The following is a 26338-nucleotide window of genomic DNA, read 5'->3' on the forward strand; positions in this document are numbered from 1 at the left end:
ACCCCCGTGCCGACCACCACCCCGCCCGTCACCCTCGACGACGTCCGCTCGGCCGCCGCCCGCATCGAGGGCGTCGCACACCGCACCCCCGTGCTTCGCTCGCGCACCCTGGACGCCCTCGTCGGCGCCGAGGTCCTCCTCAAGTGCGAGAACCTCCAGCGGGTCGGCGCCTTCAAGTTCCGAGGCGCCTACAACGCGGCCTCCCGTCTCACGCCGGAGCAGCTGGCCCGGGGCATCGCCGCCTACTCCTCGGGCAACCACGCCCAGGCCGTCGCCCTCGCCGCACGCGAGCTGGGCACCACCGCCGTGATCGTCATGCCCGAGGACGCGCCGCCCTCCAAACGGGACGCCACCGCCGGCTACGGCGCCGAGATCGTCACCTACGACCGCTACACCGGCGACCGCGCGACCATCGCCGAGGCCCTGGCCGCCGACCGGGGCCTGACCCTGATCCCGCCGTACGAGCACCCGCACGTCATCGCGGGCCAGGGCACCGCCGCCCTCGAACTGGTCGAGGAGACCGGGGAGCTGGACGCGCTGGTCGCACCGGTCGGCGGCGGCGGACTGATCGCCGGGAGCGCCACCGCGGTCAAGGCCCTGCACCCCGGCACCCGGGTGATCGGCGTCGAACCGGAGGCCGGCGACGACACCCGGCGCTCCCTGGCGGCCGGCCGGCGCGTCACCGTGCCCGTGCCCCGCACCATCGCCGACGGCCAGGCGGTGCCCACCCCCGGCGAGCTGACGTTCTCCGTCAACCGGAGGCTCCTCGACGGGGTGATGCTGGTCTCCGACGACGAGATCCGGCACGCGATGCGGTTCGCGTTCGAACGGCTGAAGACCGTCCTCGAACCCAGCGGCGCCACCCCGCTGGCCGCCCTCCTGAGCGGCCGGATCGACAACCTGCCCCACCGCGTCGGCGTGATCCTCTCCGGCGGCAACGTGGATGCCGCCCGCTTCGCCGAACTCTGCGGCGGACCCCGCTGACGACGGGCGTCCCCCGGATGGCGCCGCCGAGTTGACAGGCGGACGATGGAGTGGTGGGGCCAGGGAAAGGAGGAGCGTCATGCTGGAGGCAAAGACGCTCGACAAGCCGGACGAGCGGCGCGACTTCCCGCGCGGGCACATCGAGGCCGTGCACATGGAAGGGCTCGACTTCGCCGTCGCCACCTTCGAACCGGGCTGGCGCTGGTCGGAGTCCGTGGCACCGATCGCCGGCACCGACAGCTGCATGATCCACCACAACTGCTACGTGGTCGAGGGACGCATGCACGTCCGCATGGACGACGGCACCGAGAGCGAGGTGGGCCCCGGCGACGTCTTCGTCTGCTCGCCCGGCCACGACGCCTGGGTCGTGGGCGACGGACAGTGCGTCGTGTACGACTTCGCCGGCAGCATGGCGAAGGAGTACGCCAAGGCCGACTGACTGGAGGTCCGGAAGGCAGGGAGGGGAGAGGGGGCGACCGCAGTGGCGGTCGCCCCCTCTCCCCTCCCGCCGGTCACGCGGCCGCCGCCACCGCCCCCACCGCCGGTGTACGCAGCACCCGCCGCGCCGTGCCCAGGCTCGTCCCCAGCGTCGCCGCCGCCGACACCGCCACCATCGCCAGCCACACCCCGAGGAACTGGTCCGGCAGCACCGCGTCGGTGCGGACCACCGTGAACGGCACCACACCGGCCAGCGCCGCCACCGTGCCGAAGAACACCCCGGTCACCGTGAGGACGACACCCTCGGCGGCCACCACACCCAGCACCTGTCCCGGCGTCGCCCCCGCCAGCCGCTGTTGACCGAATTCACGCGAGCGGTACGTGGTCGCCGCGTACAGCGAGTTGACCAGCATCACGCACACGAACACCGCGATGATGCCGACCACCGTGAGGTTCAGCGTCTCCAGGTTTTTCGCGTCGACCGACTTCACCAGGCCCGAGGCCTTCACCGCGTCGCTCTCCACGGCCTGCATCGTCACCGTCGCCGTCGACACGGCGGTGAACATGATCAACGACACCAGGATCCCGGCCAGCTGATCCGCCCGCCGGCGCAGGTTCCGCACCGCCAGCCATCCGCTCGCGCCGCTCAGCGGCAGCCCGGCGAGGACGCCCTTCAGCAGCCGCGGCGACAGCAGCGCGAAACCGACCGAGAGGAGGATCGCCCCGTAGGCCGGCGCCGCCATCAGCGCCTCGTCCGTCGCGGAGAACAGGAAGGTGGAGCAGGCTCCGAGGGCCCCGGTGACCAGTGCCGCATACGCCAGGAACCGCTTGGCCCCGGCCCGCTCCCGGCGGCCCCGCGTCACCCGCCGTACCGACAGGAACGCGGCGCCCGCGGCGGCCAGCAGGGTGATGTCCACGCCGCTCAGCAGGGCGACGGGCCCGAAGGAGTAGTCCACGGACCGCGCCACCTGGCCGCTGTCCTGGAACAGGTCGAGCAGCGCCCGTCCGCCGAGCATCGCCGGGCCGATCGCCAGCGCCGCGCCCACCAGGGCCACGGCCACCGCCTCACCCACGACCATCCGCTTGATCTGCGCCGGGGTCGCCCCCGAGCAGCGCAGCAGCTCCAGTTCGGCGGTGCGCTGACGCACGTTGACCGTCAGCGTCGAGGCCACCGCGAAGAACACCAGCAGGGTCCCGTAGCCGCCGACGACTCCCGCCGCCGTGCCCAGCGTCTCCGAGCTGACCGGGTCGACGCCGTCCTGCCCGGCGGTGTCGTGCATCGAGTTGAACGTCATGATGATCGCCGCCCCCAGGAAGGCGGACAGCAGCGTCGCGAGGAACCGTCCGGGACGCCGCCGGATCGACCGCAGAGCCAGTACGAACATCGCTCACACCCCCGCCGGCACGTCGTCGCCCAGGTGCGCGAGGCGCTCCGCCACCGCGTCCGGGGTCGGCGCGTCCATCCGCCCCGCCGGCCGGCCGTCGGCGAGGAAGACCACGGAGTCCGCGTACGAGGCGGCGAGCGGGTCGTGCGTCACCATCACCACGGTCCGCCCGTGCACCCGCACCGCCTCCTGGAGCAGCAGCAGCACCTGCCGGGCGCTGCGCGTGTCCAGGGCGCCCGTCGGCTCGTCCGCGAAGATCACCCGCGGCTCGGTGACCAGGGCCCGCGCGATCGCCACCCGCTGCCGCTGACCGCCGGAGAGCTGGTCGGGGCGGTGGCCGAGGCGGTCCCCGAGGCCGACCGACGTCAGGATCTCCCGCGCCCGCCTCCGGTCGACGCGCCGCCCGGCCAGCTTGAGCGGCAGCACCGTGTTCTGCGCGACGGTCAGCGTCTCCAGCAGGTTGTACTGCTGGAACACGAAACCGACCCGGCCGCGCCGGAACTTCGTCAGCTCCGCCTCGCCGCCCCCCGTCAGCTCCTTGCCGTCCACGCACACGATGCCGCTGTCCGGCCGGTCGAGTCCCGCCGCGCACTGGAGCAGCGTGGACTTGCCCGACCCCGACGGCCCCATGATCGCGGTGAACGTGCCGCGTCCCAGGCTCAGCGTCACACCGTCCAGAGCGGTCACGGCGTTCTCCGCCGAGCCGTACGTCCGGGTCACCTTGACGAGCCGGAGGGCCTCGGGGGCGGGGCCCGGGTCGTGGGTGCCTCGTGCGCCGGAGCGAAACATGGTCATCACCTTCCGTGCGGCCCGCCCGGTGCGGTGCCTCGTGGAAGACGCTACGGAGACCGGGGCCGGACCACACTGGGCGCAGGGCCCGTATCCGGGGGTGTACTCAGCGACACCCCGGCCGCGCTACGAGCCGCTCAGCAGCACCACCTCCAGGGTGCGCGGACCGTGCACCCCCTCGACCCGGTCCAGCTCGATGTCACTGGTCGCGGACGGACCGGAGATCCACGTCAACGGCCGGGCCGGGTCCAGGCGCTCGAGCGCCTGCGGGACCGAGGCGACCACCTGGTCCGGCACCCGTACGACACAGATGTGGTGGTCCGGCACCAGGGTGATGCGGCGGCGGCCCTGGTCGGGGGAGCCGTCCAGGACGATGGTGCCGGTCTCGGCGACGGCCACGGCGCAGCCGGTGACCACGCTGTCGACCCGGTCGAGTTCCGGCGGGGTGCTCGCCGCACGGTCCTGGACGCGGGTCGCGTCGACCGCCTTCAGCCAGTTCGGCGGCAGCCCCGGGGGCACCGCCACGCTCTGCGAGCCGTGTGCCGCCAGAAGCCGCGTCAGCAGTTCGGGCAACTGCCCGTCCGCGCACCGGTGCACGATCGCCCGGTAGTCCGCCAGGTTCTCGGCGAGGAGATCCACCGTCTCCGGGACGGAACGCCGCCCGTGCTCGCGCAGATAGTCCCGGGCGACGGCCTCCTCGTAGGGCCGCGCGTCGCCCGGCACGTCCGCCAGCGCCCGCCGCACCCGGCCCAGGACGCGTTCCCTGCTGCTCACTTCGCTCCGCCCTTTCCGCCGTGCGTGCGCTGCCACCAGTCCCGGAACGGCTCCGCGGGCACCGCCGGCAGGTCCCGGCTGCCGCTCCACGCCCGGCCGGGGCCCGGCAGGGTGCGCGGATGCAGACGCCGGGTGCGCGAGGCCAGCCGCTGTCCGGTCCGCAGCGCGCCCGGGTGGGTGAACGCCCACTGCGCCGCCCGCATCGCCGCCCGCTCGGCCGCGTGCCCCCTGGCGGGCTTCAGGACGACCCGGTTGCCGTCGCGGACCGCGGGCCCGCCCTGCACCACCCGCTCCCGCAGGTGCACCAGCACCTCGGGGATGTCGATGGCGACCGGGCACACCTCGTAGCAGGCCCCGCACAGCGAGGACGCGTACGGCAGCGACGCGTCGATCTCGCTGCCGGTGCCCCGCAGTTGCGGGCTGAGGATGGCGCCGATCGGACCCGGGTACACCGAACCGTAGGCATGGCCGCCGGCCCGCTCGTACACCGGGCAGACGTTCAGGCAGGCCGAGCAGCGGATGCAGCGCAGCGCCTGGCGGCCGACCTCGTCGGCGAGGGTGTCGGTGCGGCCGTTGTCCAGCAGGACCAGGTGGAAGGCGCGCGGACCGTCCTCGTCGGTGGTCCCGGTCCACATCGACGTGTACGGGTTCATGCGCTCGGCCGTCGAGGAACGGGGGAGGGTCTGCAGGAACACCTCCAGGTCCTGCCACCGCGGCACGATCTTCTCGATGCCGACGACCGAGATCAGCGTCTCGGGCAGGGTCAGGCACATCCGCCCGTTGCCCTCGGACTCCACCACCACCAGCGTGCCGGTCTCGGCGACCACGAAGTTGGCGCCGGAGACACCGACCTTCGCCCGCAGGAACTTCTCCCGCAGGTGCAGGCGGGCCGCCTCCGCGAGTTCGGCGGGCGTGTCGGTCAGTCCCTCGGGTGCCGGACGGCCCCACTCGCTCATCTCGGAGCGGAAGATGTCCCGGATCTCACCCCGGTTGCGGTGGATGGCCGGGACCAGGATGTGCGAGGGCCGGTCCTTGCCCAACTGCACGATCAGCTCGGCGAGATCGGTCTCGTAGGCGTGGATGCCCCGGGCCTCCAGCGCCTCGTTGAGGGCGATCTCCTGCGTCGCCATCGACTTGACCTTGACGACCTCCGACTCGCCGGTCTCCTCGACCAGCCGGGCGACGATCTCGTTGGCCTCGTCCGCGTCGGCGGCCCAGTGCACGGTCCCGCCCGCGGCCGTGACCGTCTCCTCCACCTGCACCAGGTACCGGTCGAGGTGGCGCAGTGTGTGGTCCTTGATCTGCTTTCCGGCCTCGCGCAGCGCCGCCCAGTCGTCCAGTTCGGCGACGGCGCGGGCCCGCTTGTCCCGGATGGTGCGGGTGGCATGGCGCAGATTGGAGCGCAGCGTCCTGTCGCCCACGGCCTCCCGTGCCGCGACGGGAAAGGCCGGCATTCCCACGAACGTCCCGCTCATACGGCCTCCTCCTCCCGGGTGCTTGCCAGGATCTCCGCGATGTGCACCGGACGCATGCCCGTGCGCAGCCGCGCCATGGTCCCGCCGATGTGCATCAGGCAGGAGTTGTCGGCGGCGCACAGCACGTCCGCGCCGGTCGACTCGGCGTTGCGGACCTTGTCCGCGCCCATCGCCGCCGACACGTCGGGGTTCTTCACGGCGAAGGTGCCGCCGAAGCCGCAGCACTCCTCGGCGCCCGGCAGCGCCACCAGTTCCAGCCCCTTCACCGCCTCCAGCAGCCGCCGGGGCCGGTCGCCCAGGCCCAGGCTGCGCAGGCCGTGACAGGTCGGGTGGTACGTCACCGTGTGCGGGTAGTACGCCCCCACGTCGGTCACCCCCAGCACGTCCACGAGGAACTCCGTCAGCTCGTACGTCTTCGGCACCACCGGCGCCAGCGTGGCCGCGAGCGTGTCCCCGCGCCCCTCCGCGCGCGCCCGCTCGCCCATCCTCGGATACAGCTCCCGCACCATCGCGCCGCACGAACCCGAGGGCGTCACGATCGCGTCGTAGCCCGCGAACACGTCGGCGAAGCGGCGGGCCAGCGGCTCGGCCTCGTGCCGGTAACCGGTGTTGTAGTGGGCCTGACCGCAACAGGTCTGGGCCATGGGGAAGTCGACGTCGACGCCCAGCCGGGTCAGCAGCTTCACCACGGCCCTGCCGGTGTCCGGATAGAGCGTGTCGTTGACGCAGGTCAGGAACAGGGCGACACGCATCGCGGCTCCTCGTGTCCGATCGTCGGGCGCATGCCCAGAGCAGGGTAGTCGTCGGGGTGGAGGGTGGGGGAGACCCGGTTCACCGGTCGGCGAGTCGGGCTTCGGCCGCCCGCCAGCGCGCCGTGTCGCCGCGCGGTTCGTAGCGGGTCAACGACTGGGTGCGCGCCAGCAGTCGGCGCATCCCGGCGAGGTCGCCGACCAGCCCGTGGGCGCGGGCCTGCACGAGGACGTTGCCGAGCGCGGCGGCCTCCGCCGGCCCCGCCACCACCGGCAGCCCGCAGGCGTCGGCGGTCAGCTGGCACAGCAGCGCGTTGCGGGTGCCGCCGCCGACCACGTGCACGACGTCGACCGGATGCCCGGCGAGCCGCTGCGCCTCCTCGACGGCCGCGCGGTGGGCCAGCGCCAGCGAGTCGAGGATGCACCGGGTCACCTCGGCGGGAGTTTCGGGCACCGGCTGCCCCGAGGCGCGGCACGCCTCGGCGATCCGCTCCGGCATCCGCCCCGGCGCCAGGAACGCCGCGTCACCCGCGTCCACCACCGACCGCAGCTCCGGAACACGCGCCGCCGCGAGCAGCAGCTCACCCAGATCCGGGTCGCCCCAGGCCCGTACGCACTCCTGGAGCAGCCACAGACCCATGATGTTGCGCAGGTAGCGGACCGTGCCGTCCAGCCCCAGCTCGTTGGTGAAGTTGGCGGCCCGGCTCTCCTCCGTCAGCACGGGAGCGGTCAGTTCGAGACCGGCCAGCGACCAGGTGCCGGTGCAGATGTACGCGAACCGCTCGTCCGAGGCCGGTACGGCGGCCACCGCCGAGGCGGTGTCGTGCGAAGCGACCGCCGTCACCGGCACGGGCCCCGCCAGCCCCGTCTCCTCCAGCACCTGCGGCCGCAGCAGCCCCGCCGCGTCACCGGGCCGGCGCAGCGGCGCGAACAGGCCGAGGTCGATCCCCAGCCGGTCCGCCACCTCCCGCGACCAGTCCCGGGTGCGGGGGTCGATCAGCTGGGTGGTGGAGGCGTTGGTCAGCTCCGTGCCCTGCTCACCGGTCAGCCAGTAGGTCAGCAGGTCGGGGACGAGCAACAGCCGCCGGGCCGCCGCGAACTGGGCCGTGCCCCGGGCCGCGACCAGCTGGTACAGGGTGTTGAAGGGCGCGTACTGCAACCCCGTCGCCGCGTACAGCTCCCCGGCGGGCAGCGAGGCCCACACCTGCTCCGCGACCCCCTCCGTGCGGGCGTCGCGGTAGTGCACGGGGTTGCCGAGCAGCGCCCAGTCCGCGTCCAGCAGTCCGTGGTCGACGGCCCAGCCGTCCACACCGACCGAGTCCACCGGACCCGCCGCCCGCAGCCCGTCCAGCACACCGGCGTACAGCGCGAGGACGTCCCAGCGCAGCCCCTCGGGCGTACGGACCGGCCGGTTGGGGAAGCGGTGCGCCTCCGTCAGTTCCAGCCGGTCGGCGCCCACGCGGCCGACCATGACGCGCCCGCTGGACGCGCCGAGGTCGACCGCGGCGTACGCCTTGGCGCCGATGGCGGTGCTCATCGCAGGAACGCCGCGGCGACGCCGGCGTCGACCGGTACGTGCAGGCCGGTGGTGTGCGTCAGGTCGCCGCCGGTCAGCGCGAACACCGCGTTGGCGACGTGCTCGGGCAGTACCTCGCGCTTGAGCAGCGTCCGCTGCGCGTAGAACTCGCCCAGCTTCTCCTCCGGCACGCCGTACACGGCCGCGCGCTGGGCGCCCCAGCCGCCCGCGAAGATCCCGGAACCCCGCACCACGCCGTCGGGGTTGACGCCGTTGACCCGGATGCCGTGCTCGCCCAGCTCGGCGGCGAGCAGGCGCACCTGGTGGGCCTGGTCGGCCTTGGTGGCGGAGTAGGCGATGTTGTTCGGGCCGGCGAACACGGCGTTCTTCGACGCGATGTAGACGATGTCGCCACCCAGCTCCTGCGCGGTCATCACCCGGGCCGCCTCGCGCGAGACGAGGAAGGAGCCGCGGGCCATGATGTCGTGCTGGAGGTCCCAGTCCTTCGCGGTGGTCTCCAGCAGCGGCTTGGAGATGGAGATCCCCGCGTTGTTGACCACCAGGTCCACCCCGCCGAAGGCGAGCACGGCGGCGCTGAACGCCTCGGCGATCTGCTCCTCGGAGGTGACGTCGACACTCACGGCGACGGCCTTGTCGTCCCCGCCCAGCTCCTCGGCGACCGCCGCCGCGTTCTCGGCGTTCAGGTCGGCCACGACCACACAGGCGCCCTCGTCGACCAGTCGCCGCGCGATCGCCTTCCCGATCCCGCTGCCCGCGCCGGTCACGAGCGCGACACGGGTGGCCAGCGGCTTGGGCTTCGGCATCCGCCGGAGCTTGGCCTCCTCCAGCGCCCAGTACTCGATGCGGAACTTCTCCGACTCCTCGATCGGCGCGTACGTCGACACCGCCTCGGCCCCGCGCATCACGTTGATCGCGTTGACGTAGAACTCGCCGGCCACCCGGGCGGTCTGCTTGTCCTTGCCGAAGCTGAACATGCCGACCCCCGGCACCAGCACGATCGCCGGGTCGGCGCCGCGCAGGGCGGGGGAGTCCGGCTCCGCGTGCCGCTCGTAGTAGGCGGCGTACTCCTCGCGGTAGGCCGCGTGCAGTTCCTTGAGCCGGGCGACCGCCTCTTCCAGCGGTGCGGACGGCGCCACATCCAGGACCAGCGGCCGCACCTTCGTCCGCAGGAAGTGGTCCGGGCAGGAGGTGCCGAGCGCGGCGAGTCGCGGGTGCTCGGCGCGCGCGAGGAAGTCGAGCACCACGTCCGCGTCGGTGAAGTGCCCGACCTGCGGCCGGTCCCGGGAGGCCAGCCCGCGCACGTACGGCGCCAGCGCGGCCGCCCGTTCCCGCCGCTCGGCCTCGGGCAGCGCCTCGTACCCCTCGATCACCGCACCGAAGGGCTCCGCCTTCCCGCGCTCGGCCAGGAAGGCCTCGGCGGTGCGGATGATGTGCAGGGAGTTGCGCTCGCACTCCTCGGAGGTGTCGCCCCACGCGGTGATGCCGTGCCCGCCGAGCACACAGCCGATGGCCCGCGGGTTGTCCTCCTTGACCGCCGCGATGTCCAGCCCGAGCTGGAAACCGGGCCGCCGCCACGGCACCCACACCACGGTGTCGCCGAAGCACTCGGCGGTCAGCTTCTCGCCGTCCGCCGCGCAGGCCAGGGCGATCCCGGAGTCGGGGTGGAGGTGGTCTACGTGCTCGGCCCCGACGAGCCCGTGCATCGCCGTGTCGATCGAGGGCGCGGCGCCGCCCTTGCCGTGCAGGCAGTAGTCGAAGGCGGCGACCATCTCGTCCTCGCGCTCGACGCCCGGGTAAACGTCCTTGAGCGCCCGCATCCGGTCCAGCCGCAGCACGGCGAGCCCGCCCTCGGTGAGCGTCCCGAGGTCCCCGCCGGACCCCTTGACCCACATCAGCTCCACCTCACCCCCGGTGACGGGATCGGTCCCGGTGCCCTTGGCGGAGGCGTTGCCGCCGGCGTAGTTGGTGTTGCGCGGATCGGCACCGAGCCGATGGGAACGGGCGAGGAGGGCGGCGGCTGAGGGGTGGGTACCCATGTCTGGCAGTCCTTTTCAACGAGGGCGGAGAGCAGAGCCCCGGCAAGGGGCGCGGGGCTGTATCTATTTGCGGCTCTGCCGCGCGGGCGCGACCAGCCACATACGGCCCGCAGCCCGCGAACGACAGAAACCCGGCAGACGCCTACGCCCCCCACCCGGCCTGCTGCCCACCGACCCGCTCGGCGACAACCTTCTCCGCCCACCCGCAGGAGCGATACGCCTTCATGGGCTCGGGGTCCAGCCCCGACTCCTCCCGCACCTCCCGAAGAAGCGGACGCACGTCCGTGTTGTACGCGTCCATCAACACCGCGTTGGCCTCCAGCACGTCCCCCGAACGCTGCGCGGCAGCCAGCGCCGGACCGTCGACCAGCAGCGCCTTCGCCGTGGCCTCCTGCACGTTCATCACCGACCGGATGATGGCCGGAATCTTCGCCTCGATGTTGTGGCACTGGTCGAGCATGAACGCGACGTCGGACGTGAACCCGCCCCCGCGCACCACCTCGTACATGATCCGGAACAGCTGGAACGGGTCGGCCGCGCCCACCATCAGGTCGTCGTCGGCGTAGAACCGCGAGTTGAAGTCGAACCCGCCGAGCTTCCCTTCCCGCAGCAGCGTCGCCACGATGAACTCGATGTTGGTGCCCGGTGCGTGGTGCCCCGTGTCGACGACGACCTGTGCCTTCTCGCCCAGCTTCAGACAGTGCGCGTAGGCCGTGCCCCAGTCCGGCACGTCCGTCGTGTAGAACGCCGGCTCGAAGAGCTTGTACTCGAGGAGCATCCGCTGCCCCTCGCCGAGTCGCTCGTACACCTCGGCCAGCCCCTCGGCCAGCCGGTCCTGGCGGGAGCGGATGTCGTCCTGGCCGGGGTAGTTCGTGCCGTCGGCGAACCACAGCTTCAGGTCGCGCGACCCGGTGGCGTCCATGATGTCGACGCACTCCAGCAGGTGGTCGACGGCCTTCCTGCGCACCGCCGCGTCGGGGTGGCAGATGCTGCCCAGCTTGTAGTCGTCGTCCTGGAAGGTGTTGGAGTTGATCGCGCCGATCCGCACGCCCCGCTTCTCGGCGTGCGCCGCCAGCGCGGCATAGTCCTCGACCTTGTCCCAGGGGATGTGCAGGGCCACGGTCGGGGCCACGCCGGTGAACTCGTGCACCTTCGCCGCGTCGTCCAGCTTCTCGAACGGGTCGCGGGGGACACCGGCCTGGGCGAACACCTTGAAGCGGGTGCCCGAGTTGCCGTACGCCCACGACGGCGTCTCGACGGCCTGGGTCTTGAGCGCGGCTTTCACCGCGGCGAGCTCGGTCACTTCGGCGCTCCTGTGGCATCGGGTCGTGGCCTGCTGCGGGTACGACCATGTGTGAAACGATTCAGAACGCGAAGTTATGAGCCGCTCGAAGGGGTGTCAACCCTTCCGGCCGCCCCGGCTGTCCGTGACTCGGTCGTGACCTTCGGGGATCGAAATTTTTTCGACCCGGAACCATTGACGTGACATGGCCTCGCTGCCTAACGTCCCCGGCAACCAAGTTGAAACCTTTCACGACGCCGCGAGGGCCGTCCCGCCCGGCGTCGTCGAGGAGCCCCCAATGACCCACCCGTCCGACACGGGTTCGGCCCCGGTTCTGGCGCTCAGGGACGTCTCCAAGTCCTTCGGCGCGGTCCGTGCGCTGCGGGACGTCTCCCTGGACCTGTTCCCCGGTGAGGTGCACGCCCTCGCCGGCGAGAACGGCGCCGGGAAGTCGACCCTCATCAAGACGCTGGCCGGAGTGCACCGGCCGGACGCCGGCCAGGTGCTGCTCGACGGAGCGCCGGTCGTGTTCCACGGTCCCCGCGACGCCCGCGACGCCGGCATCGCCGTGATCTACCAGGAGCCCACCCTCTTTCCCGATCTGTCGATCGCCGAGAACATCTTCATGGGCCGCCAGCCGCGCCGCGCCCTCGGCCGCATCGACCACAGGGCGACCCGCGAGGCCACCGCCGCACTCATGCTCCGTCTCGGAGTCGAACTCGACCCGGACCGGCCCGCGCGCGGCCTGTCCATCGCGGACCAGCAGATCGTGGAGATCGCCAAGGCGCTCTCCTTCGACGCCCGCGTCCTGATCATGGACGAGCCGACCGCCGCCCTCACCGGCAGCGAGGTGGCCCGGCTCTTCGGCGTGGTGCGCACCCTGCGCGAACAGGGCGCCGCGGTGCTGTTCATCTCCCACCGCCTCGAGGAGATCTTCAGCATCTGCGAGCGGGTCACCACCCTGCGCGACGGCGCCTGGATCGCCGGCGAGCCCCTGGCGGGCATGACCGAGGACGACCTGGTGCGCCGCATGGTCGGCCGCGACCTCGACGAGCTGTACCCCAAGCAGGAGGTCACCCCCGGCGAGAAGGCCCTCTGCGTGCGCAGGCTGACCCGCGAGGGCGTCTTCACCGACGTCTCCTTCGAGGTGCGGCGCGGCGAGATCGTCGCCCTCGCCGGACTCGTCGGCGCCGGACGCACCGAGGTCGCCCGCGCCGTCTTCGGCGTCGACCGCTGGGACGCCGGGGAGGTCGAGGTCGACGGCAAGCCGCTCGTCAACGGTGCCCCCTCCACCGCCATGGCCGCCGGGCTCGCCCTCGTCCCGGAGGACCGCCGTGCCCAGGGCCTGGTGATGGACATGTCCATCGAGCGCAACATCGGCCTCACCGGCCTGCGCACGACCGTGCGGGCCGGCCTCGTGGACCGCGGCGCCGAACGCAGCCGCTCCCTCGACTGGGCGGTCAAGCTCCAGGTCAAGTACGCCCGCATCGCCGACACCGTCGCCACCCTCTCGGGCGGCAACCAGCAGAAGGTCGTCCTCGCCAAGTGGCTGGCCACCGGCCCCAAGGTGCTGATCGTCGACGAGCCCACCCGCGGCATCGACGTCGGCACCAAGGCCGAGGTGCACCGGCTCCTTTCGCAGCTCGCCGCCGACGGCGTGGCCGTCCTGATGATCTCCTCCGACCTGCCCGAGGTCCTGGGCATGGCCGACCGGGTCCTGGTCATGCACGAGGGCCGGCTGACCGCCGAGATCGCCCGCACCGACGCCACCGAGGAGACCGTGATGGCCGCAGCCACGGGGAGGGCCGCCGCATGACGGTCACCGCACCCGAGAAGGCCCCCGCGGCCGACGTGCCCAGGGCGGGCGCCACCCGGCTGGTGGACCGCATCTTCAAGATGCGCGAACTGGCCATCCTGCTCGTCTTCCTGGTGATGATCGCCGTCACCCAGGCCGGCAACAGCGAGTTCCTGTCCGAGCAGGGCATCAAGGACCTCCTGCTGAACGCGACCATCCTGGTCCTGGTCGCCACCGGGCAGTCCCTGGTCGTCATCACCCGCAACGTCGACCTGTCCGTCGGCTCCACCCTCGGCATCAGCGCCTTCGCCGCCGGCGTCTGCCTCCAGGACGGCGGCAACCCCGTCGTCGCCGTACTGCTCGCAGTGCTGACGGGCATCGGCTTCGGCCTCCTCAACGGCCTGCTGGTCAGCCTCGGCCAGGTGCCGGCCCTGGTCGTCACCCTCGGCACCCTCTACATCATCCGCGGCATCGACTCCATCTGGGTGGGCTCCCGGCAGATCACCGCGGCCGACCTGCCCGGCGGCTTCGTCGACTTCGGTTCCGGCGGCATCTCCGCCGTGCCCTGGCTGGCCCTGATCGCCCTCGCGGTGCTCGTCGCCACGGCGTACTACCTCAAGCACTTCGGCAGCGGACGCGAGCTGTACGTCCTCGGCTCCAACCCCGAGGCCGCCCGGCTGGCCGGCATCCCCGTCCGCAAGCGGATCCTCGCCGCCTACACCTTCTGCGGCGCCCTCGCCGGACTCGCCGGAGCCCTCTACCTCGCCCGGTTCGGCAACGTCGACTCCGGCACCGGCAACGGCTACGAACTGACCGTCGTCAGCGCCGTGGTGGTCGGCGGCGTCGTCTTCACCGGCGGCTCCGGCAGCGTCTACGGCGCGGCCCTCGGCGCGCTGCTGCTGACCTCGATCAACAGCGTGCTGCCCGCCCTCGGCGTCAGCTCCGTGTGGGTGCTGGCCATCAACGGCATCCTGCTCATCCTCGCCATCGCCGTCGACCGGATCGTCGCGCTGCGCGTGGCCAACGCCCTGAAGAAGAGGAACGCCCGCCATGGCTGACACCTCCCTGACGCGCGCCGTCCGCTGGGACACGGTCGTCGGTGCCCTGCTCGTGGTCGTCCTGCTGCTCTCCTTCGGCTTCGTCGACGGGTTCGGCAACGCCCTCAACCTGTCCTTCCTGATCGGCAACACGCTGCCGATCGCGCTCATCGCCCTGCCGATGACGCTGCTGGTCGTCTCCGGCGAGATCGACCTGTCGGTCGCCTCCACCGCGGGCCTGTCCGGCGCGGTGATGGGCGCCCTGTGGAACCAGGGCATGACCATCGAGACGATCATCCCGATATGCCTGCTGCTCGGCGTGGTCTGCGGTCTGGTCAACGGCCTGCTGGTCACCCGCCTCGGACTGCCCTCCCTCGCCGTCACCATCGGCACCATGGCCGCCTACCGGGGCATCGCGCAGATCGTGCTCGGCTCCGACGCGGTCACCGACTTCCCCGCGCAGTACCTGGACTTCGCGGCCGGACGCATCGACGGCACCTTCGTCCCCTACGCCTTCCTGCCGTTCCTCGTGCTGCTGGCCGTCGCCGTCGTCGCCCTGCACGCCATGCCGTTCGGCCGGTCGCTGTTCGCCATCGGGGCCAGCGAGGAGGCCGCGCGGTTCGCCGGCATCCGCGTCAAGCGGCAGAAACTGGTCCTGTTCACGCTGACCGGCCTGATGTCCTCCCTCACCGGCGTCTTCTGGGCCCTGCACTACGCCAGCGCCCGCTACGACAACGCCACCGGCCTCGAACTGTCCGTCGTCGCCGCCGTACTCCTGGGCGGCATCGACTTCGACGGCGGCAAGGGCACGCTCGGCGGGGCGATCGCGGGCGTGTTCCTGCTCGGCGCGCTCCAGAACGTCATGAGCCTCCAGGACGTCTCCGCCCAGTCGCAGATCGTCGTCACCGGCGTCCTGCTCGTCCTCTCCGTGCTCGGCCCCCGCGTCGCACGGCAGATCTCCCTCGCGAGGGCCGGACGCGGGGCGGCACCGACGCCCCCGTCCAAGGCGCCCGCCCCCACTCCGTAACGCCGTCCCCGGCTCCGTCCACCCTCGTAAGGAACCCACCATGCGCAAGTCGTCCATCCGCCGTACCTGCGCGGCCCTCGCCGCCGTCACCTCCCTCGCCCTGGCGGCCACCGCCTGCGGCGGCACCACGAAGGAGGACGTCAAGGACGAGGGCGGCAAGGCCGCCGCGGCGGGCAAGGCCGACCCGAACGCCGAGACGAAGAAGGGGCTGACCGTCGGCTTCCTGCCCAAGCAGGTCAACAACCCCTACTTCACCGTTGCCGACAAGGGCGGCGAGAAGGCCCTCAAGGAGCTGGGCTCCAGCTACAAGGAGGTCGGCACCTCCAGCGGCACCGACACCGCCGGCCAGGTCTCCTACGTCAACACGCTCACCCAGCAGCAGGTCGACGCCATCGCCGTCTCCGCGCAGGACCCCGGCGCGCTGTGCACCGCGCTCAAGCAGGCGATGAAGAACGACATCAAGATCGTCACCTACGACTCGGACACCAACCCCGAGTGCCGCAACGCCTTCATCTCGCAGGCATCCTCCGACGACATCGGCCGCACCCAGGTGCAGCAGATGGCCGAGCAGATCGGCAACAAGGGCGAGATCGCGATCCTGTCCGCCGCGCAGACCGCGACGAACCAGAACGCCTGGATCGAGATCATGAAGGACGAGCTGAAGGACCCGAAGTACAAGGACATCAAGCTGGTCAAGGTCGCCTACGGCGACGACGACGCCCAGAAGTCCTTCCAGCAGACCCAGGGCCTGCTCCAGGAGCACCCGAACCTGAAGGGGATCATCTCCCCGACCACCGTCGGCATCAAGGCCGCCGCCCAGTACCTGTCCGGCTCCAAGTACAAGGGCAAGGTCAAGCTGACCGGCCTCGGCACCCCCAACGACATGCGCAAGTACGTCAAGAACGGCACCGTCGAGGCGTTCGAGCTGTGGGACCCGGCCAAGCTCGGCGAGCTGGCCGCGCGCACCGCCGTCGCCCTCGCCTCCGGGCAGATCACCGGCAAGGAGGGCGAGACCTTCGAGGCCGGCGCCATGGGCGAGTACACCATCGGCAAGGACGGTGTGATCAACCTCGGCAAGCCGACCGTGTTCACCGCCGACAACGTCGACCAGTTCGACTTCTAGACCCCGTCCTTGACCCCGTCCTTCGTACAGCCCTCACCCCTCGTACGGGAGCGGCACTTCATGCAGCGCGTCTGTTTCCTGCTCAAGGTCCGAAGGGACCGCATCGCGGAGTACCGCGAACGCCACGCCGCGGTGTGGCCGGAGATGTGCGAGGCACTCTCCGCCACCGGCTGGCACAACTACTCGCTCTTCCTGCGTGACGACGGCCTGCTCGTCGGCTACCTGGAGACCGAGGACTTCGCCGCCGCCCGGTCCGGCATGGAGGCCACCGAGGTCAACGCCCGCTGGCAGGCGGAGATGGGCCCGCTGTTCGAGTCCCTCGACGGGGCCCGTCCCGACGAGGCGATGAAGCCCCTCACCGAGGTGTTCCACCTCGCCTGACGGGGGCCCTGCCGGGGCGGCCCGGGTACTGTGTGAAGGTCCCACGGCCGCCCCCCACCCCCACCCGACCTCGGAGGTCCCTGCCCGATGGCCCATTCCGTGGGTATCAAGGACGTCGCCCGCGCCGCCGGAGTTTCCGTGGGCACGGTCTCCAACGTCATCAACCGCCCCGACACCGTCGCGACCGAGACCCGCGCCCGGGTGCTGTCCGCGATCGACCGGCTGGGCTACGTCCGCAGCGAGTCCGCGCGCCAGCTGCGCGCCGGACGCAGCCGCATCATGGGGCTCCTCGTCCTGGACATGGGCAACCCCTTCTTCGTCGACGTCGCCCGCGGTGCCGAGCGGGCCGCCCGCGAGGCCGGGCTCGGCGTGATGGTCTGCAACAGCGCGCAGAACGCGGGGGAGGAGGCCGAGTACCTCTCGCTCTTCGCCGAACAGCGGGTCCGGGGCGTCCTGCTCACCCCCGCCGACGCCACCGGCCGCAACATCGAGGGCTTCCGGCGCCACCACATCCCCTTCGTGCTGGTCGACCGGGTCGCCGAGGGCACCACCGAGTGCTCGGTCTCCGTCGACGACGTCGCCGGCGGCGCGCTGGCCGTGCGCCACCTCGTGGACGCCGGACACCGTTCCATCGCCTACGTCAGCGGCCCGCCCGGCCTCAACCAGGTGCGCGACCGCCGCACCGGCGCCCTCGCCGCGCTCGCCGAGGCCGGGCTCGGCCCCGACGCGCTGCGCGAACTGCCCACCGAACGCCTCGACGTCGCCGCGGGCCGGGACGCCGGCGCCCGCCTGCTGGGCCTCGCCGACCGGCCGACCGCCGTCTTCTGCGCCAACGACCTGCTCGCCCTCGGCGTCCTCCAGGCCATGTACGCCGCCGGGATCGGCGTCCCCGACGACCTCGCGATCGTGGGCTACGACGACATCGAGTTCGCCGCCGCCGCGGCCGTCCCGCTCACCTCCGTGCGCCAGCCCGCCGTCACCATGGGCGCCATGGCCGCCGAGCTGCTCCTGGAGGAGACCGAGCTGGAGGGCACGGACCGGACCCACCCGCACCGCCGGGTCGTCCTCCAGCCCGAACTGGTGGTGCGGCGCTCCAGCCTCGCGGCCCGCTGAGCAGCCGTTCAGTAGTCCCGGCAGTACGATTTCATGATCCCGGGGGTCGGCGGCCGCAGGACCGTGTGCTGAACTGGGACCCGGCCGAAAGAACCGGCCGCCACATCCGTCCGCCCCGGGAGACCCCTTGAGCGTCAGCTACCGCCAGCCAGGCGTCGTGCTCACCGACCGCCGTTTCACCGTGCCCCTCGACCACGCCGACCCCACGGGGGAGACGATCGAGCTGTACGCCCGCGAGGCCGTCGCGAGCGACAAGGCCGACCAGGACCTGCCCTGGCTGATCTACCTCCAGGGCGGCCCCGGCGGCAAGGCGGACCGTTTCGTCGGCCGCCCCGGCTGGTTCGGCCGGGCCCTCCAGGAGTACCGCGTCCTGCTCCTGGACCAGCGCGGCACCGGCGCCTCCACCCCGGCCAGTCGCCAGACCCTCCCGCTGCGCGGCGGCCCCGCCGAACAGGCCGACTACCTGGCCCACTTCCGCGCCGACGCCATCGTCCGGGACTGCGAGGCCATCCGCCCCCAGGTCACCGGCGGAGCCCCCTGGACCGTCCTCGGCCAGAGCTTCGGCGGCTTCTGCACCGTCGCCTACCTCTCGCTGGCCCCCGAGGGCCTGAGCGCCGCCCTGATCACCGGCGGCCTGCCCTCCCTGGACGCACACGCGGACGACGTCTACCGGGCCGCCTACCCCCGTATCGAGCGCAAGGTCGCCGCGCACTACGCCCGCTATCCGCAGGACGTCGAGCGCGCCCGGCGCATCGCCGACCACCTCCTCACCCACGACGTGGTCCTGCCGAACGGCTACCGCCTCACCGTGGAGGCCTTCCAGTCCCTCGGCATCATGCTCGGCAGCGGAGAGGGCAGCCACCGGCTGCACTTCCTCCTGGAGGACGCCTTCGTCCGCACCCCGGGCGGACACGAACTCTCCGACGCCTTCCAGGAGCAGGCGCAGGGCCTGCTGTCGTACGCCGGCCGCCCGCTGTACGCCCTGGTCCACGAGGCCATCTACGGCCAGGACGCCCGGCCCACCGACTGGTCCGCCGAGCGGGTGCGCGCCGAGTTCCCGCGCTTCGACGCCGCCAAGGCCCTCGCGGGCGACGAACCGCTGCTCTTCACCGGCGAGACCATCCACCCCTGGATGTTCGACTGCGACCCGTCCCTGCGCCCGCTGCGCGAGACGGCCGAACTGCTCGCCGCCCGCACCGACTGGACGCCGCAGTACGACCCGGCCCGCCTCGCCGCCAACGAGGTCCCGGCCGCCGCGGTCGTCTACCACGACGACATGTACGTCGACACCGCCCACTCGCTGACCACCGCCCGCGCGATCCGGGGCCTGCGCACCTGGGTCACCGACGAGTTCGAGCACGACGGCGTACGGGCCGGCGGCCCCCGCGTCCTGGACCGGCTGCTCGCGCTCGCCCGCGACGAGACGTGAGGGACGCGGCCTGAAACCGCGGTGGGGCGCCGGTGGCGCGGGTTAGTGTGCGGGCATGACGGAGCCGACGATCACGCAACTGGAGCCCATGCCCGGCGACTGGCGCCGCGCCCTCGCCGTCGTCGCCCACCCCGACGACCTGGAGTACGGCTGCTCGGCGGCGATCGCGTCCTGGACCGACGAGGGCCGCGAGGTCGCCTACGTGCTCGCGACCCGGGGCGAGGCGGGCATCGACACGCTGCCGCCCGCCGAGTGCGCCCCGCTGCGCGAGCGGGAGCAGCGGGCCAGCGCCGCCGTCGTCGGGGTGAGCGAGGTGGAGTTCCTCGACCACCGGGACGGCGTCGTCGAATACGGCACCGCGCTGCGCCGCGACATCGCCGCCGCGATCCGCCGGCACCGGCCCGAACTGGTCATCACCATGAACCACCGGGACACCTGGGGCGGAGTCGCCTGGAACACCCCGGACCACGTCGCCGTCGGCCGCGCCACGCTCGACGCGGCGGCCGACGCGGGCAACCGGTGGATCTTCCCGGAGCTGACCGAGCAGGGCCTCGCACCGTGGAACGGGGTGCGCTGGGTCGCGGTCGCCGGCTCCTCCTCGCCCACCCACGCCGTGGACGCCACCCCGGGCCTCGAGCGCGCGGTGCGCTCGCTGCTGGAGCACCGCACGTACATCGAGGTGCTGACCGAGGAGGACCCGGAGACGTACGTGCGCGGATTCCTCACCGGCTTCGCCCGGGCCGCCGGCGAGCGGTTCGGCGGGAAGCCGGCCGTGACCTTCGAAGTCTTCGGACGGTAGCGGCATGGCGGGGGAGCGGGGTGTGCGAGTGGGGCACGAGGCGCGAGGGGAACGGGACATGCGGGGACAGCAGCGGCTCGCGGAGCGCTTCGAGGAGCACCGGGGGCAGCTGAAGGCGGTGGCCTACCGCATGCTCGGCTCACTGGCCGAGGCGGAGGACGCCGTCCAGGAGGCCTGGCTGCGGCTCGACCGCTCCGGCGAGGACCGCATCGACAACCTCGGCGCCTGGCTGACCACCGTGACCGGCCGGATCTGCCTGGACCTGCTGCGCTCCCGCACCGCGCGCCGCGAGGAGCCGATGACCGAGGGCTTCGACACCTTCGTGCCGGACCCCGTGCTGCGGGCGCTGCCCCGGACGGACCCGGAGGCGGAGGCGATGCACACCGACTCGGTGGGCATCGCCCTGCTCGTCGTCCTCGAGACGCTGGAACCGGCAGAGCGGCTGGCGTTCGTCCTGCACGACATGTTCGCCGTGCCCTTCGACGACATCGCGCCGGTCGTCGAGCGCAGCCCCGCCGCCACCAGGCAGCTCGCCAGCCGGGCCCGGCGCCGGGTGCGCGACGCGACCCCCGCCGCCGAACCGGACCTCGGCCGGCAGCGCCGGGCGGTCGAGGCGTTCCTCGCCGCGAGCCGGGCCGGCGACTTCGAGGCCCTGGTGTCCGTCCTGCACCCGGACGTGGTGCTGCGGGCCGACGCCGGTGCACTGGCCCGGGGCGTGGCGGCGTCGAAGACGGTCCGGGGGGCGCGGACGGTCGCCACCGGGGCGTTCCACTTCCGCCACCTCGCCGGGCTCGCCCACGTCGTCCTGGTCAGCGGCGCGGTGGGCACCGTCGCCGTGTCCGAGGGGCAGCCGCGGTCGGTCACCTACGTCACCGTCGCCGACGGGCTCATCACGGGTCTGTACATCCTGTCCGACCCCGAGCGGCTCGCCCGTCTCGACCTGTCCGCGCTGGAGGTCTGACCGGCCGCACGGGGCCGACCCCGGGGCCGCGCGCCGACGGCCCGTATCCTCGACGACATGCGAGAACACACGGCGGACCGGACGGACACACCGGCCCCGGCGGAACTGCGCGGCGACTGCGGGAGCTGCTTCGGACTGTGCTGCGTGGCCCTGCCCTTCGCCCGCTCCGCGGACTTCGCGGTCGACAAGGACGCCGGCACACCCTGCGCCAACCTCCGCACCGACCACCGTTGCGGCATCCACGCGACGCTGCGGGAACGCGGCTTCAGCGGCTGCACGGTCTACGACTGCTTCGGCGCCGGGCAGCGGGTCTCGCAGGTCACCTTCGGCGGCGTGGACTGGCGCGGCGGCCCGCCGGAGCGCGGGCGCGGCATGTTCGACGTGTTCCCGGTCGTCCGCCAGCTGCACGAGCTGCTCTGGTACCTGACCGAGGCACTGACCCTGCCGGCCGCCCGCCCGCTCCACGCCGACCTGCGCCGGACCCTCGCCGACACCGAACGCCTCGCCGGGGGGACCCCCGGGGAACTGGCCGCCCTCGACGTGGCCGCACACCGGCAGCGTGTCAACGTGCTTCTGCTGCGCACCAGCGAGCTGGTCCGGGCCGGCGCCCGGGGCCGCAAGAAGAACCGCCGCAACGCCGACCTGATGGGCGCCCGGCTGAGAGGCGCCGACCTGGCCGGCGCCGATCTGCGCGGGGCCTACCTCATCGCCGCCGACCTCACCGGCGCCGACCTGCGGGGCGCCGACCTGATCGGCGCGGACCTGCGCGACGCCGAGCTGACCGACGCGGACCTGACGGGCGCCTTCTTCCTGACCCAGCCGCAGGTCAACGCGGCCCGAGGCGGCCCCGGCACCAGGCTGCCGGACTCAGTCACCCGCCCGGTGCACTGGACAGCGGGAGGCTGAGCCCGCGTTCCCGGCGTCCTGTTCCCCTGCCGCCCCGGCGTCGTCCGGGTGGGACGGGGAGGACGCCGGGGCGGCGGTGCGCCGGGCCAGGTGCAGCCGCAGCCCCTCCGGCATCAGCGTCAGCCGCTCGGCCACCCGCAGCCGGTATCCGGGGTCCGGCCGCAACTCGTAGCGGCGCAGCAGCAACCCGAGGACCAGCGTCGCCTCGTGCAGCGCGAACTGCCGCCCGATGCACGCCCGCGCCCCCGTCCCGAACGGCTTGAACGTGTGCGGGGCACGCGCGCGTACGGCCTTCGCGTCGAAGCGGTCCGGGTCGAACCGCTCGGCGTCCGGGCCCCACACCTCGGGATCGCGGTGCAGCATGCCCGTGAGCACCAGCGCCCAGGCCCCGGGCCGCATCGGGTACGCGCCGCCGAGCAGCGTGTCCTCGCGGGCCTCCCGTGCGAAGGCGGGCGCGGTCGGCCACAGCCGCAGCGACTCGTCGAGCACCCGGCGCACGTGGCGCAGCTTGGCCACCTGCTCGTAGCCCGGCGCCTCGGTGTCGCCCCACACCCGGTCCACCTCGGCACGGGCCCGGGCCGCCACGTCGGGGTGCTGGGCGAGGTAGTGCAGTGCGAAGGAGAGCGCGCCCGAGGTCGTCTCGTGCCCGGCGACGAGGAAGGTGATGACCTGCCGGCGCACGTTCTCCGGCGACAGCCGCTCACCGGTCCGCGGGTGGACCGTCTCCAGCATCCGGTCGAGCAGGTCGCCGACCCCGCCCCCGCCGCCGCCGCCGGTTGACCGGCGTTCGCGGACGAGGTCGTCGACCGTGCGGTTGAGGTAGGCGATGTCGGCGGCGTTGCGGCGGCTCGCGTCGCGCAGCAGCCAGGGGGCGAGCGGCGCGGGCACCGTGTTCCGGCGCTGCGCGTAGCCGAGCGTGCCCACCATCGCGGTGACGAAGGGGTGGGGGCGGGCGCGTTCGAAGGAGCCGAAGTCGTGCCCGAAACCGGTGCGCGCGATGGTCTCCAGCGTCAGCTTGGTCATGTCGCCGGGCACGTCCACCGCCCGGCCCGACGCCTCGGCCAGATCCCAGTGGCCGGTGAGCCGCGCGGCCACGTCCAGCATCATCACGTGGTACCCGGCCATGGCCTCGCGGCTGAACCCGGGCGCCAGCACGTCGTGCGCGAGCTGCCAGTTGGGCTCGTGGTTGTACGCCGTGAACAGCCCGTCCCCGGCGACCGGCCGCAGGTTGGCCACGCCCAGGCCCACGTGCTTGGCGAACCGCGTCTCGTCCGCCAGGTCGGCGGCGAGGGAGGCGCCCCACACGAACACGAACTCCTTGCCGAAGACCCGCCGCCGGAAGATCGGCCCCAGCCGCCGCGCGTAGCGCAGCGAGTCCTGCATCGGGGTGCGCCGGCTCGCGCCCACCACGTCACCGAGCAGCGGCAGCCGGTACGGCGGGTGCGGGATGCGGTGCAGCTCCGGCCAGCCCAGCTCGGCACTGCGGAAGCCCTTCGGCAGTCCGTCCCGGGCCGGTTCCCTCGCTGTCTGGGCCATGACGCGATCTCCCTTGACGCAGCGGCGTGTTGCACGAGCCGAGGCGAGCGTGTTGTACATGGATTCAATAACGCGGCCCAGTCTCGTCCCGTTGTTGAACCGGCGTCAAGTAAGGTGCGGGCATGGCCGCGAACCAGGGCGCGCGCACCCGCCGCCGGCTCAGCACCGCCGAGCGCCGGGAGCAGCTGCTCTCGGTGGGCGCGCGGCTGTTCTCGGACAGTCCCTACGACGAGGTGTGGATCGAGCAGGTCGCCGAGATCGCCGGGGTCTCCCGCGGGCTGCTGTACCACTACTTCCCGAACAAGCGGGACTTCTTCGCGGCGGTCGTCGAGCGGGAGAGCGAGCGCATGCTGCGGATGACGGCGGCCGTGCCCGGCGTCCCGGTCCGCGAGCAGCTCACCGCGGGCCTCGACGCGTACCTGGAGTACGTCCGGGCCCACGCGCACGGCTACCGCGCCTTCCACCGCGCCGACGCGACCGGCGACCGGGCCGTGCGCCAGGTCTACCGGCGGGCGCTGGCTGCGCAGGAGCGGCAGATCCTCGCCGCCCTGTCCGCCGACCCCGAGTTCGGTCCGGCCGTCGAGGAACGCGGCGACGTACGGCTGGCGGTGCGCGGCTGGCTGGCCTTCACCACCGCCGTCTGCCTGGAGTGGCTGCGGGATCCGGAACCCGCCCGCGAGCAGGTGCGCGACCTGTGCGCACGGGCGCTGTTGGGGGCCATCGCGCCCTGACGCGGCGTGTCCGGATCGCGGCTCGAACCGGTGTCGTGGTTGGCGCGCTCCCCGATCTCCGATAGGTTAGGTGAGCCTTACCTAATGAATTGCCGAACGGAGGTTGGGATGGGTGACACCCACGCCTGGACGGCCGCGCCGGCCGCGGCGGAGCAGGCCCGGTCCGTGCTCGCCGCCGCGTGGTCCTGCGCGGTGACCGCGGAGGGCGGCCGCGAGGAGCTCGTCGGCGCGCACACCGTCACCGACGACGGCCGGGTGCTCCTGCACGTGCCCGAGGACAGCGCGCTGCTCGCCGCGGCGCTGTGCGCGCCCCGGGGGGAGCCGTCCGCCGTGCTGGAGTTCGCCGACGTGGCGCCCGTCCCGGTGCGGAGCCGGATCAGGGCCCGGCTCTGGCTCGCCGGCCGGCTGGCCGTGGAGGACGGTCACCTGGCCTTCCGCCCCACCCGTGCGGTGCTGCGGCGCCCCTCCGGTGCCGTGGTCGTCGACGTCGACGAGTTCACCGCCGCCGCGCCCGACCCGCTGGCCCTGGCCGAGGCGCGGCTGCTGACCCACCTCGCCGACTGCCACGACGACGCCGTCCAGCGGCTGACCCGGCTCGTCGACCCGGACAGCCTGCACGGAGCGGTCCGGGTGCGGCCGCTCGCCGTCGACCGGCACGGACTCACCCTGCGCATCGAACGCGTCCGTGACCACGGCGACGTACGCCTGCCCTTCCACGCGCCGGCCGACGAGATCGCGCAGCTCACCGAGCGGGTGCACGTGCTCCTCGCGCAGGCGGGCACCGTCTCCTGCCCCCGGGCCCTACAACGGCAGCGCGCAGACGGCGACGGGTGACGCGAACGGCCTGCCCGCGGTGCGCAGTTCGCCACCGTCCTCGCTCACGCGGAAGGCGCTGACGCTGCCGGAGCGCTGGTTGGCCGCGAACAGCAGTGCGCCGTCCGGGGAGAAGGCGATCTGCCGGGGGAAGTCGCCGCCCACCGGCACCGTGCCGAGGAACCGCAGCCGGGCGCCCGCCGCCTCCACCGCGTACCGGCTCAGGCTGTTGTGCCCCCGGTTGGCGAGGAAGGCGTACGCGCCGTCGGACGTGACCAGGAACTGCGCGGGGTAGTTGGGGCCCGACCCCGGGCCCGGCTCCGCCCCGGTGGACTGCGCCTCGCCCACCGTCAGCCGTCCCGTCTCCGGGGCGTACGCGCAGACCGCGACGGTGTTGTCGACCTCGTTGGCGAGATAGGCGTGGCGCCCGCCGGGGTGGAAGGCGAGGTGCCGGGGCCCGGCGCCCGGCCGGGTCCGGGCCCGCGCGACCTCCGAAAGGGTCCCCGCGTCCTCGTCCAGTCGGTAGGTGTACACGGTGTCCGTACCGAGGTCCACCGCGAGGACGTGGTTCCCGTCCGGGCCGGTGACGACCTGGTGGGCGTGCGGCCCCCGCTGTCCGGGACCCGGCGGCGGATCGGAGTGCGTGACCAGGCCGGTACGCTCCCCGAGCGCGCCTGAGGCGCCGATCGGGTGCACGGCGACGCTGCCCGAGCCGTAGTTGGCGCTGAACAGCCAGCGTCCGCCCGGATGCACGGACAGATGGCAGGGTGCCGCGCCGCCGGTGCTCCGGCTGCCCAGCACCCTGCGGTCCGACAGCCGGACCGCGGTCACGGCACCGTCCTCGCGCTCGTTCACCGCGTACAGGGTGCGGCCGTCGGGGTGCACGGCCAGGTACGAGGGATCGTCGACCTCGGCGAGGAGACCGCGGCCGGTGACCCGGCCCGTGCCCGGGTCGTACTCGGCGAGCCCGACGCCCTCGCCGCCGCCCTCGGCGGAGGTGTAGGTGCCGAGGAGGAGGGGGCGCGGTCCGGCGGACCGCCGCTGTCTGCCCGGCGCACCGCTGCTCGCCCCGGGCGCGGTGCCCGCGGCGGCCGGCCCGTCCGGTCCGCCGTCCGGCTCCGCCGGTCCACCACAGGCCGCCGCCGCGGGAAGCGCCGCTGCGGCGGTGGCGGTCCGTGCGAGGAGCGCCAAGAAGTGCCGCCTGTTCGAACTGTCGCGGTTCATGACGCCCGCCCGCC

The 26338-nt window shown here is 73.0% G+C and carries 24 protein-coding genes; 14 read left to right on the plus strand and 10 right to left on the minus strand.

Annotated elements, in window-relative coordinates; translation table 11 throughout:
• Window positions 1-6: 6 nt before the first annotated feature.
• Complete coding sequence (locus Sco07f_RS17750) at window positions 7-984, plus strand: threonine/serine dehydratase family protein (RefSeq protein WP_108988393.1); 978 nt, start codon at window positions 7-9, stop codon at window positions 982-984.
• A gap of 79 nt (window positions 985-1063) precedes the next feature.
• Entirely contained in the window at window positions 1064-1423 is a 360-nt protein-coding gene (locus Sco07f_RS17755; RefSeq protein WP_007389344.1) for a cupin domain-containing protein, read from the plus strand.
• A 73-nt stretch (window positions 1424-1496) separates the two neighbouring features.
• Here the strand turns inward: Sco07f_RS17755 and Sco07f_RS17760 are convergent, their stop codons facing one another.
• The 8 genes from Sco07f_RS17760 to rhaI all read right to left on the minus strand — a co-directional run bounded on the left by Sco07f_RS17760 (window position 1497) and on the right by rhaI (window position 11470).
• Window positions 1497-2807, minus strand: coding sequence for an FtsX-like permease family protein (locus Sco07f_RS17760; RefSeq protein ID WP_108988394.1), 1311 nt, complete (start codon window positions 2805-2807; stop codon window positions 1497-1499).
• Between the two features lie 3 nt (window positions 2808-2810).
• The gene (locus Sco07f_RS17765) at window positions 2811-3602 is read right to left on the minus strand and encodes an ABC transporter ATP-binding protein (RefSeq protein ID WP_007389335.1); all 792 of its coding nucleotides are present in this window, start codon (window positions 3600-3602) and stop codon (window positions 2811-2813) included.
• A gap of 120 nt (window positions 3603-3722) precedes the next feature.
• Window positions 3723-4370 carry a LutC/YkgG family protein gene (locus tag Sco07f_RS17770; protein ID WP_087788489.1) on the minus strand — a complete coding sequence of 216 codons (648 nt, stop codon included), beginning with the start codon at window positions 4368-4370 and terminating at the stop codon, window positions 3723-3725.
• The gene (locus tag Sco07f_RS17775; RefSeq protein ID WP_007389337.1) at window positions 4367-5845 is read right to left on the minus strand and encodes a lactate utilization protein B; all 1479 of its coding nucleotides are present in this window, start codon (window positions 5843-5845) and stop codon (window positions 4367-4369) included. The genes Sco07f_RS17770 and Sco07f_RS17775 overlap by 4 nt, the downstream gene beginning before the upstream one ends.
• A complete protein-coding gene (locus Sco07f_RS17780; RefSeq protein ID WP_007389338.1) occupies window positions 5842-6597 on the minus strand; it encodes a (Fe-S)-binding protein in 756 nt (251 codons plus the stop codon). Before Sco07f_RS17780 ends, Sco07f_RS17775 begins: the two co-directional genes overlap by 4 nt.
• A 79-nt stretch (window positions 6598-6676) precedes the next feature.
• A complete protein-coding gene (locus tag Sco07f_RS17785; RefSeq protein WP_108988395.1) occupies window positions 6677-8131 on the minus strand; it encodes a rhamnulokinase in 1455 nt (484 codons plus the stop codon).
• A complete protein-coding gene (locus Sco07f_RS17790; RefSeq protein WP_108988396.1) occupies window positions 8128-10167 on the minus strand; it encodes a bifunctional aldolase/short-chain dehydrogenase in 2040 nt (679 codons plus the stop codon). The genes Sco07f_RS17785 and Sco07f_RS17790 overlap by 4 nt, the downstream gene beginning before the upstream one ends.
• A 142-nt stretch (window positions 10168-10309) precedes the next feature.
• The gene (gene rhaI / locus Sco07f_RS17795; protein WP_108988397.1) at window positions 10310-11470 is read right to left on the minus strand and encodes an L-rhamnose isomerase; all 1161 of its coding nucleotides are present in this window, start codon (window positions 11468-11470) and stop codon (window positions 10310-10312) included.
• A gap of 277 nt (window positions 11471-11747) precedes the next feature.
• Here rhaI and Sco07f_RS17800 point away from each other — a divergent pair, with 277 nt between their 5' ends.
• The 10 genes from Sco07f_RS17800 (at window position 11748) to Sco07f_RS17845 (ending at window position 22020) form a co-directional block, all read left to right on the plus strand.
• Complete coding sequence (locus Sco07f_RS17800; protein WP_108988398.1) at window positions 11748-13265, plus strand: sugar ABC transporter ATP-binding protein; 1518 nt, start codon at window positions 11748-11750, stop codon at window positions 13263-13265.
• Complete coding sequence (locus tag Sco07f_RS17805) at window positions 13262-14302, plus strand: ABC transporter permease (protein ID WP_108988399.1); 1041 nt, start codon at window positions 13262-13264, stop codon at window positions 14300-14302. The genes Sco07f_RS17800 and Sco07f_RS17805 overlap by 4 nt, the downstream gene beginning before the upstream one ends.
• A complete protein-coding gene (locus Sco07f_RS17810; protein ID WP_054101233.1) occupies window positions 14295-15308 on the plus strand; it encodes an ABC transporter permease in 1014 nt (337 codons plus the stop codon). Before Sco07f_RS17805 ends, Sco07f_RS17810 begins: the two co-directional genes overlap by 8 nt.
• Before the next feature lie 40 nt (window positions 15309-15348).
• Window positions 15349-16431, plus strand: a complete 1083-nt coding sequence (rhaS, locus tag Sco07f_RS17815; RefSeq protein ID WP_007389348.1) for a rhamnose ABC transporter substrate-binding protein — start codon at window positions 15349-15351, stop codon at window positions 16429-16431.
• Window positions 16432-16491: 60 nt separating this feature from the next.
• A complete protein-coding gene (locus tag Sco07f_RS17820; RefSeq protein ID WP_054101232.1) occupies window positions 16492-16812 on the plus strand; it encodes an L-rhamnose mutarotase in 321 nt (106 codons plus the stop codon).
• An 87-nt stretch (window positions 16813-16899) separates the two neighbouring features.
• The gene (locus Sco07f_RS17825) at window positions 16900-17925 is read left to right on the plus strand and encodes a LacI family DNA-binding transcriptional regulator (RefSeq protein WP_108988400.1); all 1026 of its coding nucleotides are present in this window, start codon (window positions 16900-16902) and stop codon (window positions 17923-17925) included.
• 127 nt (window positions 17926-18052) lie between these two features.
• Window positions 18053-19354 carry an alpha/beta fold hydrolase gene (locus tag Sco07f_RS17830; protein ID WP_108988401.1) on the plus strand — a complete coding sequence of 434 codons (1302 nt, stop codon included), beginning with the start codon at window positions 18053-18055 and terminating at the stop codon, window positions 19352-19354.
• A 55-nt stretch (window positions 19355-19409) separates the two neighbouring features.
• Window positions 19410-20153 carry a PIG-L deacetylase family protein gene (locus tag Sco07f_RS17835; protein ID WP_007389327.1) on the plus strand — a complete coding sequence of 248 codons (744 nt, stop codon included), beginning with the start codon at window positions 19410-19412 and terminating at the stop codon, window positions 20151-20153.
• A 58-nt stretch (window positions 20154-20211) separates the two neighbouring features.
• A complete protein-coding gene (locus Sco07f_RS17840; protein WP_244942067.1) occupies window positions 20212-21114 on the plus strand; it encodes a sigma-70 family RNA polymerase sigma factor in 903 nt (300 codons plus the stop codon).
• 57 nt (window positions 21115-21171) lie between these two features.
• Window positions 21172-22020, plus strand: a complete 849-nt coding sequence (locus tag Sco07f_RS17845; protein WP_007389329.1) for a pentapeptide repeat-containing protein — start codon at window positions 21172-21174, stop codon at window positions 22018-22020.
• Here Sco07f_RS17845 and Sco07f_RS17850 read toward each other — a convergent pair.
• Entirely contained in the window at window positions 21982-23556 is a 1575-nt protein-coding gene (locus Sco07f_RS17850) for a cytochrome P450 (protein WP_108988403.1), read from the minus strand. The genes Sco07f_RS17845 and Sco07f_RS17850 overlap by 39 nt on opposite strands.
• A gap of 122 nt (window positions 23557-23678) precedes the next feature.
• Here Sco07f_RS17850 and Sco07f_RS17855 point away from each other — a divergent pair, with 122 nt between their 5' ends.
• Window positions 23679-24287, plus strand: coding sequence for a TetR/AcrR family transcriptional regulator (locus tag Sco07f_RS17855; RefSeq protein ID WP_007389330.1), 609 nt, complete (start codon window positions 23679-23681; stop codon window positions 24285-24287).
• Window positions 24288-24395: 108 nt separating this feature from the next.
• Window positions 24396-25121, plus strand: a complete 726-nt coding sequence (locus Sco07f_RS17860; RefSeq protein WP_054101225.1) for a DUF2470 domain-containing protein — start codon at window positions 24396-24398, stop codon at window positions 25119-25121.
• Here the strand turns inward: Sco07f_RS17860 and Sco07f_RS17865 are convergent.
• Entirely contained in the window at window positions 25089-26324 is a 1236-nt protein-coding gene (locus tag Sco07f_RS17865) for a lactonase family protein (RefSeq protein ID WP_087788481.1), read from the minus strand. The two genes, Sco07f_RS17860 and Sco07f_RS17865, sit on opposite strands and share 33 nt — an antisense overlap.
• Window positions 26325-26338 lie beyond the last annotated feature (14 nt).

The organism is Streptomyces coelicoflavus (assembly GCF_003112555.1).
Lineage (GTDB): Bacteria > Actinomycetota > Actinomycetes > Streptomycetales > Streptomycetaceae > Streptomyces > Streptomyces coelicoflavus.

What these genes read in the sequence shown, in the direction of transcription:
- Sco07f_RS17755 (WP_007389344.1), top strand. Translation starts at nt 1,064, where the DNA reads ATGCTGGAGGCAAAGACGCTCGACAAGCCGGACGAGCGGCGCGACTTC.
- Sco07f_RS17760 (WP_108988394.1), bottom strand. Translation starts at nt 2,807, where the DNA reads ATGTTCGTACTGGCTCTGCGGTCGATCCGGCGGCGTCCCGGACGGTTC.
- Sco07f_RS17765 (WP_007389335.1), bottom strand. Translation starts at nt 3,602, where the DNA reads ATGACCATGTTTCGCTCCGGCGCACGAGGCACCCACGACCCGGGCCCC.
- Sco07f_RS17775 (WP_007389337.1), bottom strand. Translation starts at nt 5,845, where the DNA reads ATGAGCGGGACGTTCGTGGGAATGCCGGCCTTTCCCGTCGCGGCACGG.
- Sco07f_RS17780 (WP_007389338.1), bottom strand. Translation starts at nt 6,597, where the DNA reads ATGCGTGTCGCCCTGTTCCTGACCTGCGTCAACGACACGCTCTATCCG.
- Sco07f_RS17785 (WP_108988395.1), bottom strand. Translation starts at nt 8,131, where the DNA reads ATGAGCACCGCCATCGGCGCCAAGGCGTACGCCGCGGTCGACCTCGGC.
- Sco07f_RS17790 (WP_108988396.1), bottom strand. Translation starts at nt 10,167, where the DNA reads ATGGGTACCCACCCCTCAGCCGCCGCCCTCCTCGCCCGTTCCCATCGG.
- Sco07f_RS17800 (WP_108988398.1), top strand. Translation starts at nt 11,748, where the DNA reads ATGACCCACCCGTCCGACACGGGTTCGGCCCCGGTTCTGGCGCTCAGG.
- Sco07f_RS17805 (WP_108988399.1), top strand. Translation starts at nt 13,262, where the DNA reads ATGACGGTCACCGCACCCGAGAAGGCCCCCGCGGCCGACGTGCCCAGG.
- Sco07f_RS17810 (WP_054101233.1), top strand. Translation starts at nt 14,295, where the DNA reads ATGGCTGACACCTCCCTGACGCGCGCCGTCCGCTGGGACACGGTCGTC.
- rhaS (WP_007389348.1), top strand. Translation starts at nt 15,349, where the DNA reads ATGCGCAAGTCGTCCATCCGCCGTACCTGCGCGGCCCTCGCCGCCGTC.
- Sco07f_RS17820 (WP_054101232.1), top strand. Translation starts at nt 16,492, where the DNA reads ATGCAGCGCGTCTGTTTCCTGCTCAAGGTCCGAAGGGACCGCATCGCG.
- Sco07f_RS17825 (WP_108988400.1), top strand. Translation starts at nt 16,900, where the DNA reads ATGGCCCATTCCGTGGGTATCAAGGACGTCGCCCGCGCCGCCGGAGTT.
- Sco07f_RS17835 (WP_007389327.1), top strand. Translation starts at nt 19,410, where the DNA reads ATGACGGAGCCGACGATCACGCAACTGGAGCCCATGCCCGGCGACTGG.
- Sco07f_RS17840 (WP_244942067.1), top strand. Translation starts at nt 20,212, where the DNA reads ATGCGGGGACAGCAGCGGCTCGCGGAGCGCTTCGAGGAGCACCGGGGG.
- Sco07f_RS17845 (WP_007389329.1), top strand. Translation starts at nt 21,172, where the DNA reads ATGCGAGAACACACGGCGGACCGGACGGACACACCGGCCCCGGCGGAA.
- Sco07f_RS17850 (WP_108988403.1), bottom strand. Translation starts at nt 23,556, where the DNA reads ATGGCCCAGACAGCGAGGGAACCGGCCCGGGACGGACTGCCGAAGGGC.
- Sco07f_RS17855 (WP_007389330.1), top strand. Translation starts at nt 23,679, where the DNA reads ATGGCCGCGAACCAGGGCGCGCGCACCCGCCGCCGGCTCAGCACCGCC.
- Sco07f_RS17860 (WP_054101225.1), top strand. Translation starts at nt 24,396, where the DNA reads ATGGGTGACACCCACGCCTGGACGGCCGCGCCGGCCGCGGCGGAGCAG.
- Sco07f_RS17865 (WP_087788481.1), bottom strand. Translation starts at nt 26,324, where the DNA reads ATGAACCGCGACAGTTCGAACAGGCGGCACTTCTTGGCGCTCCTCGCA.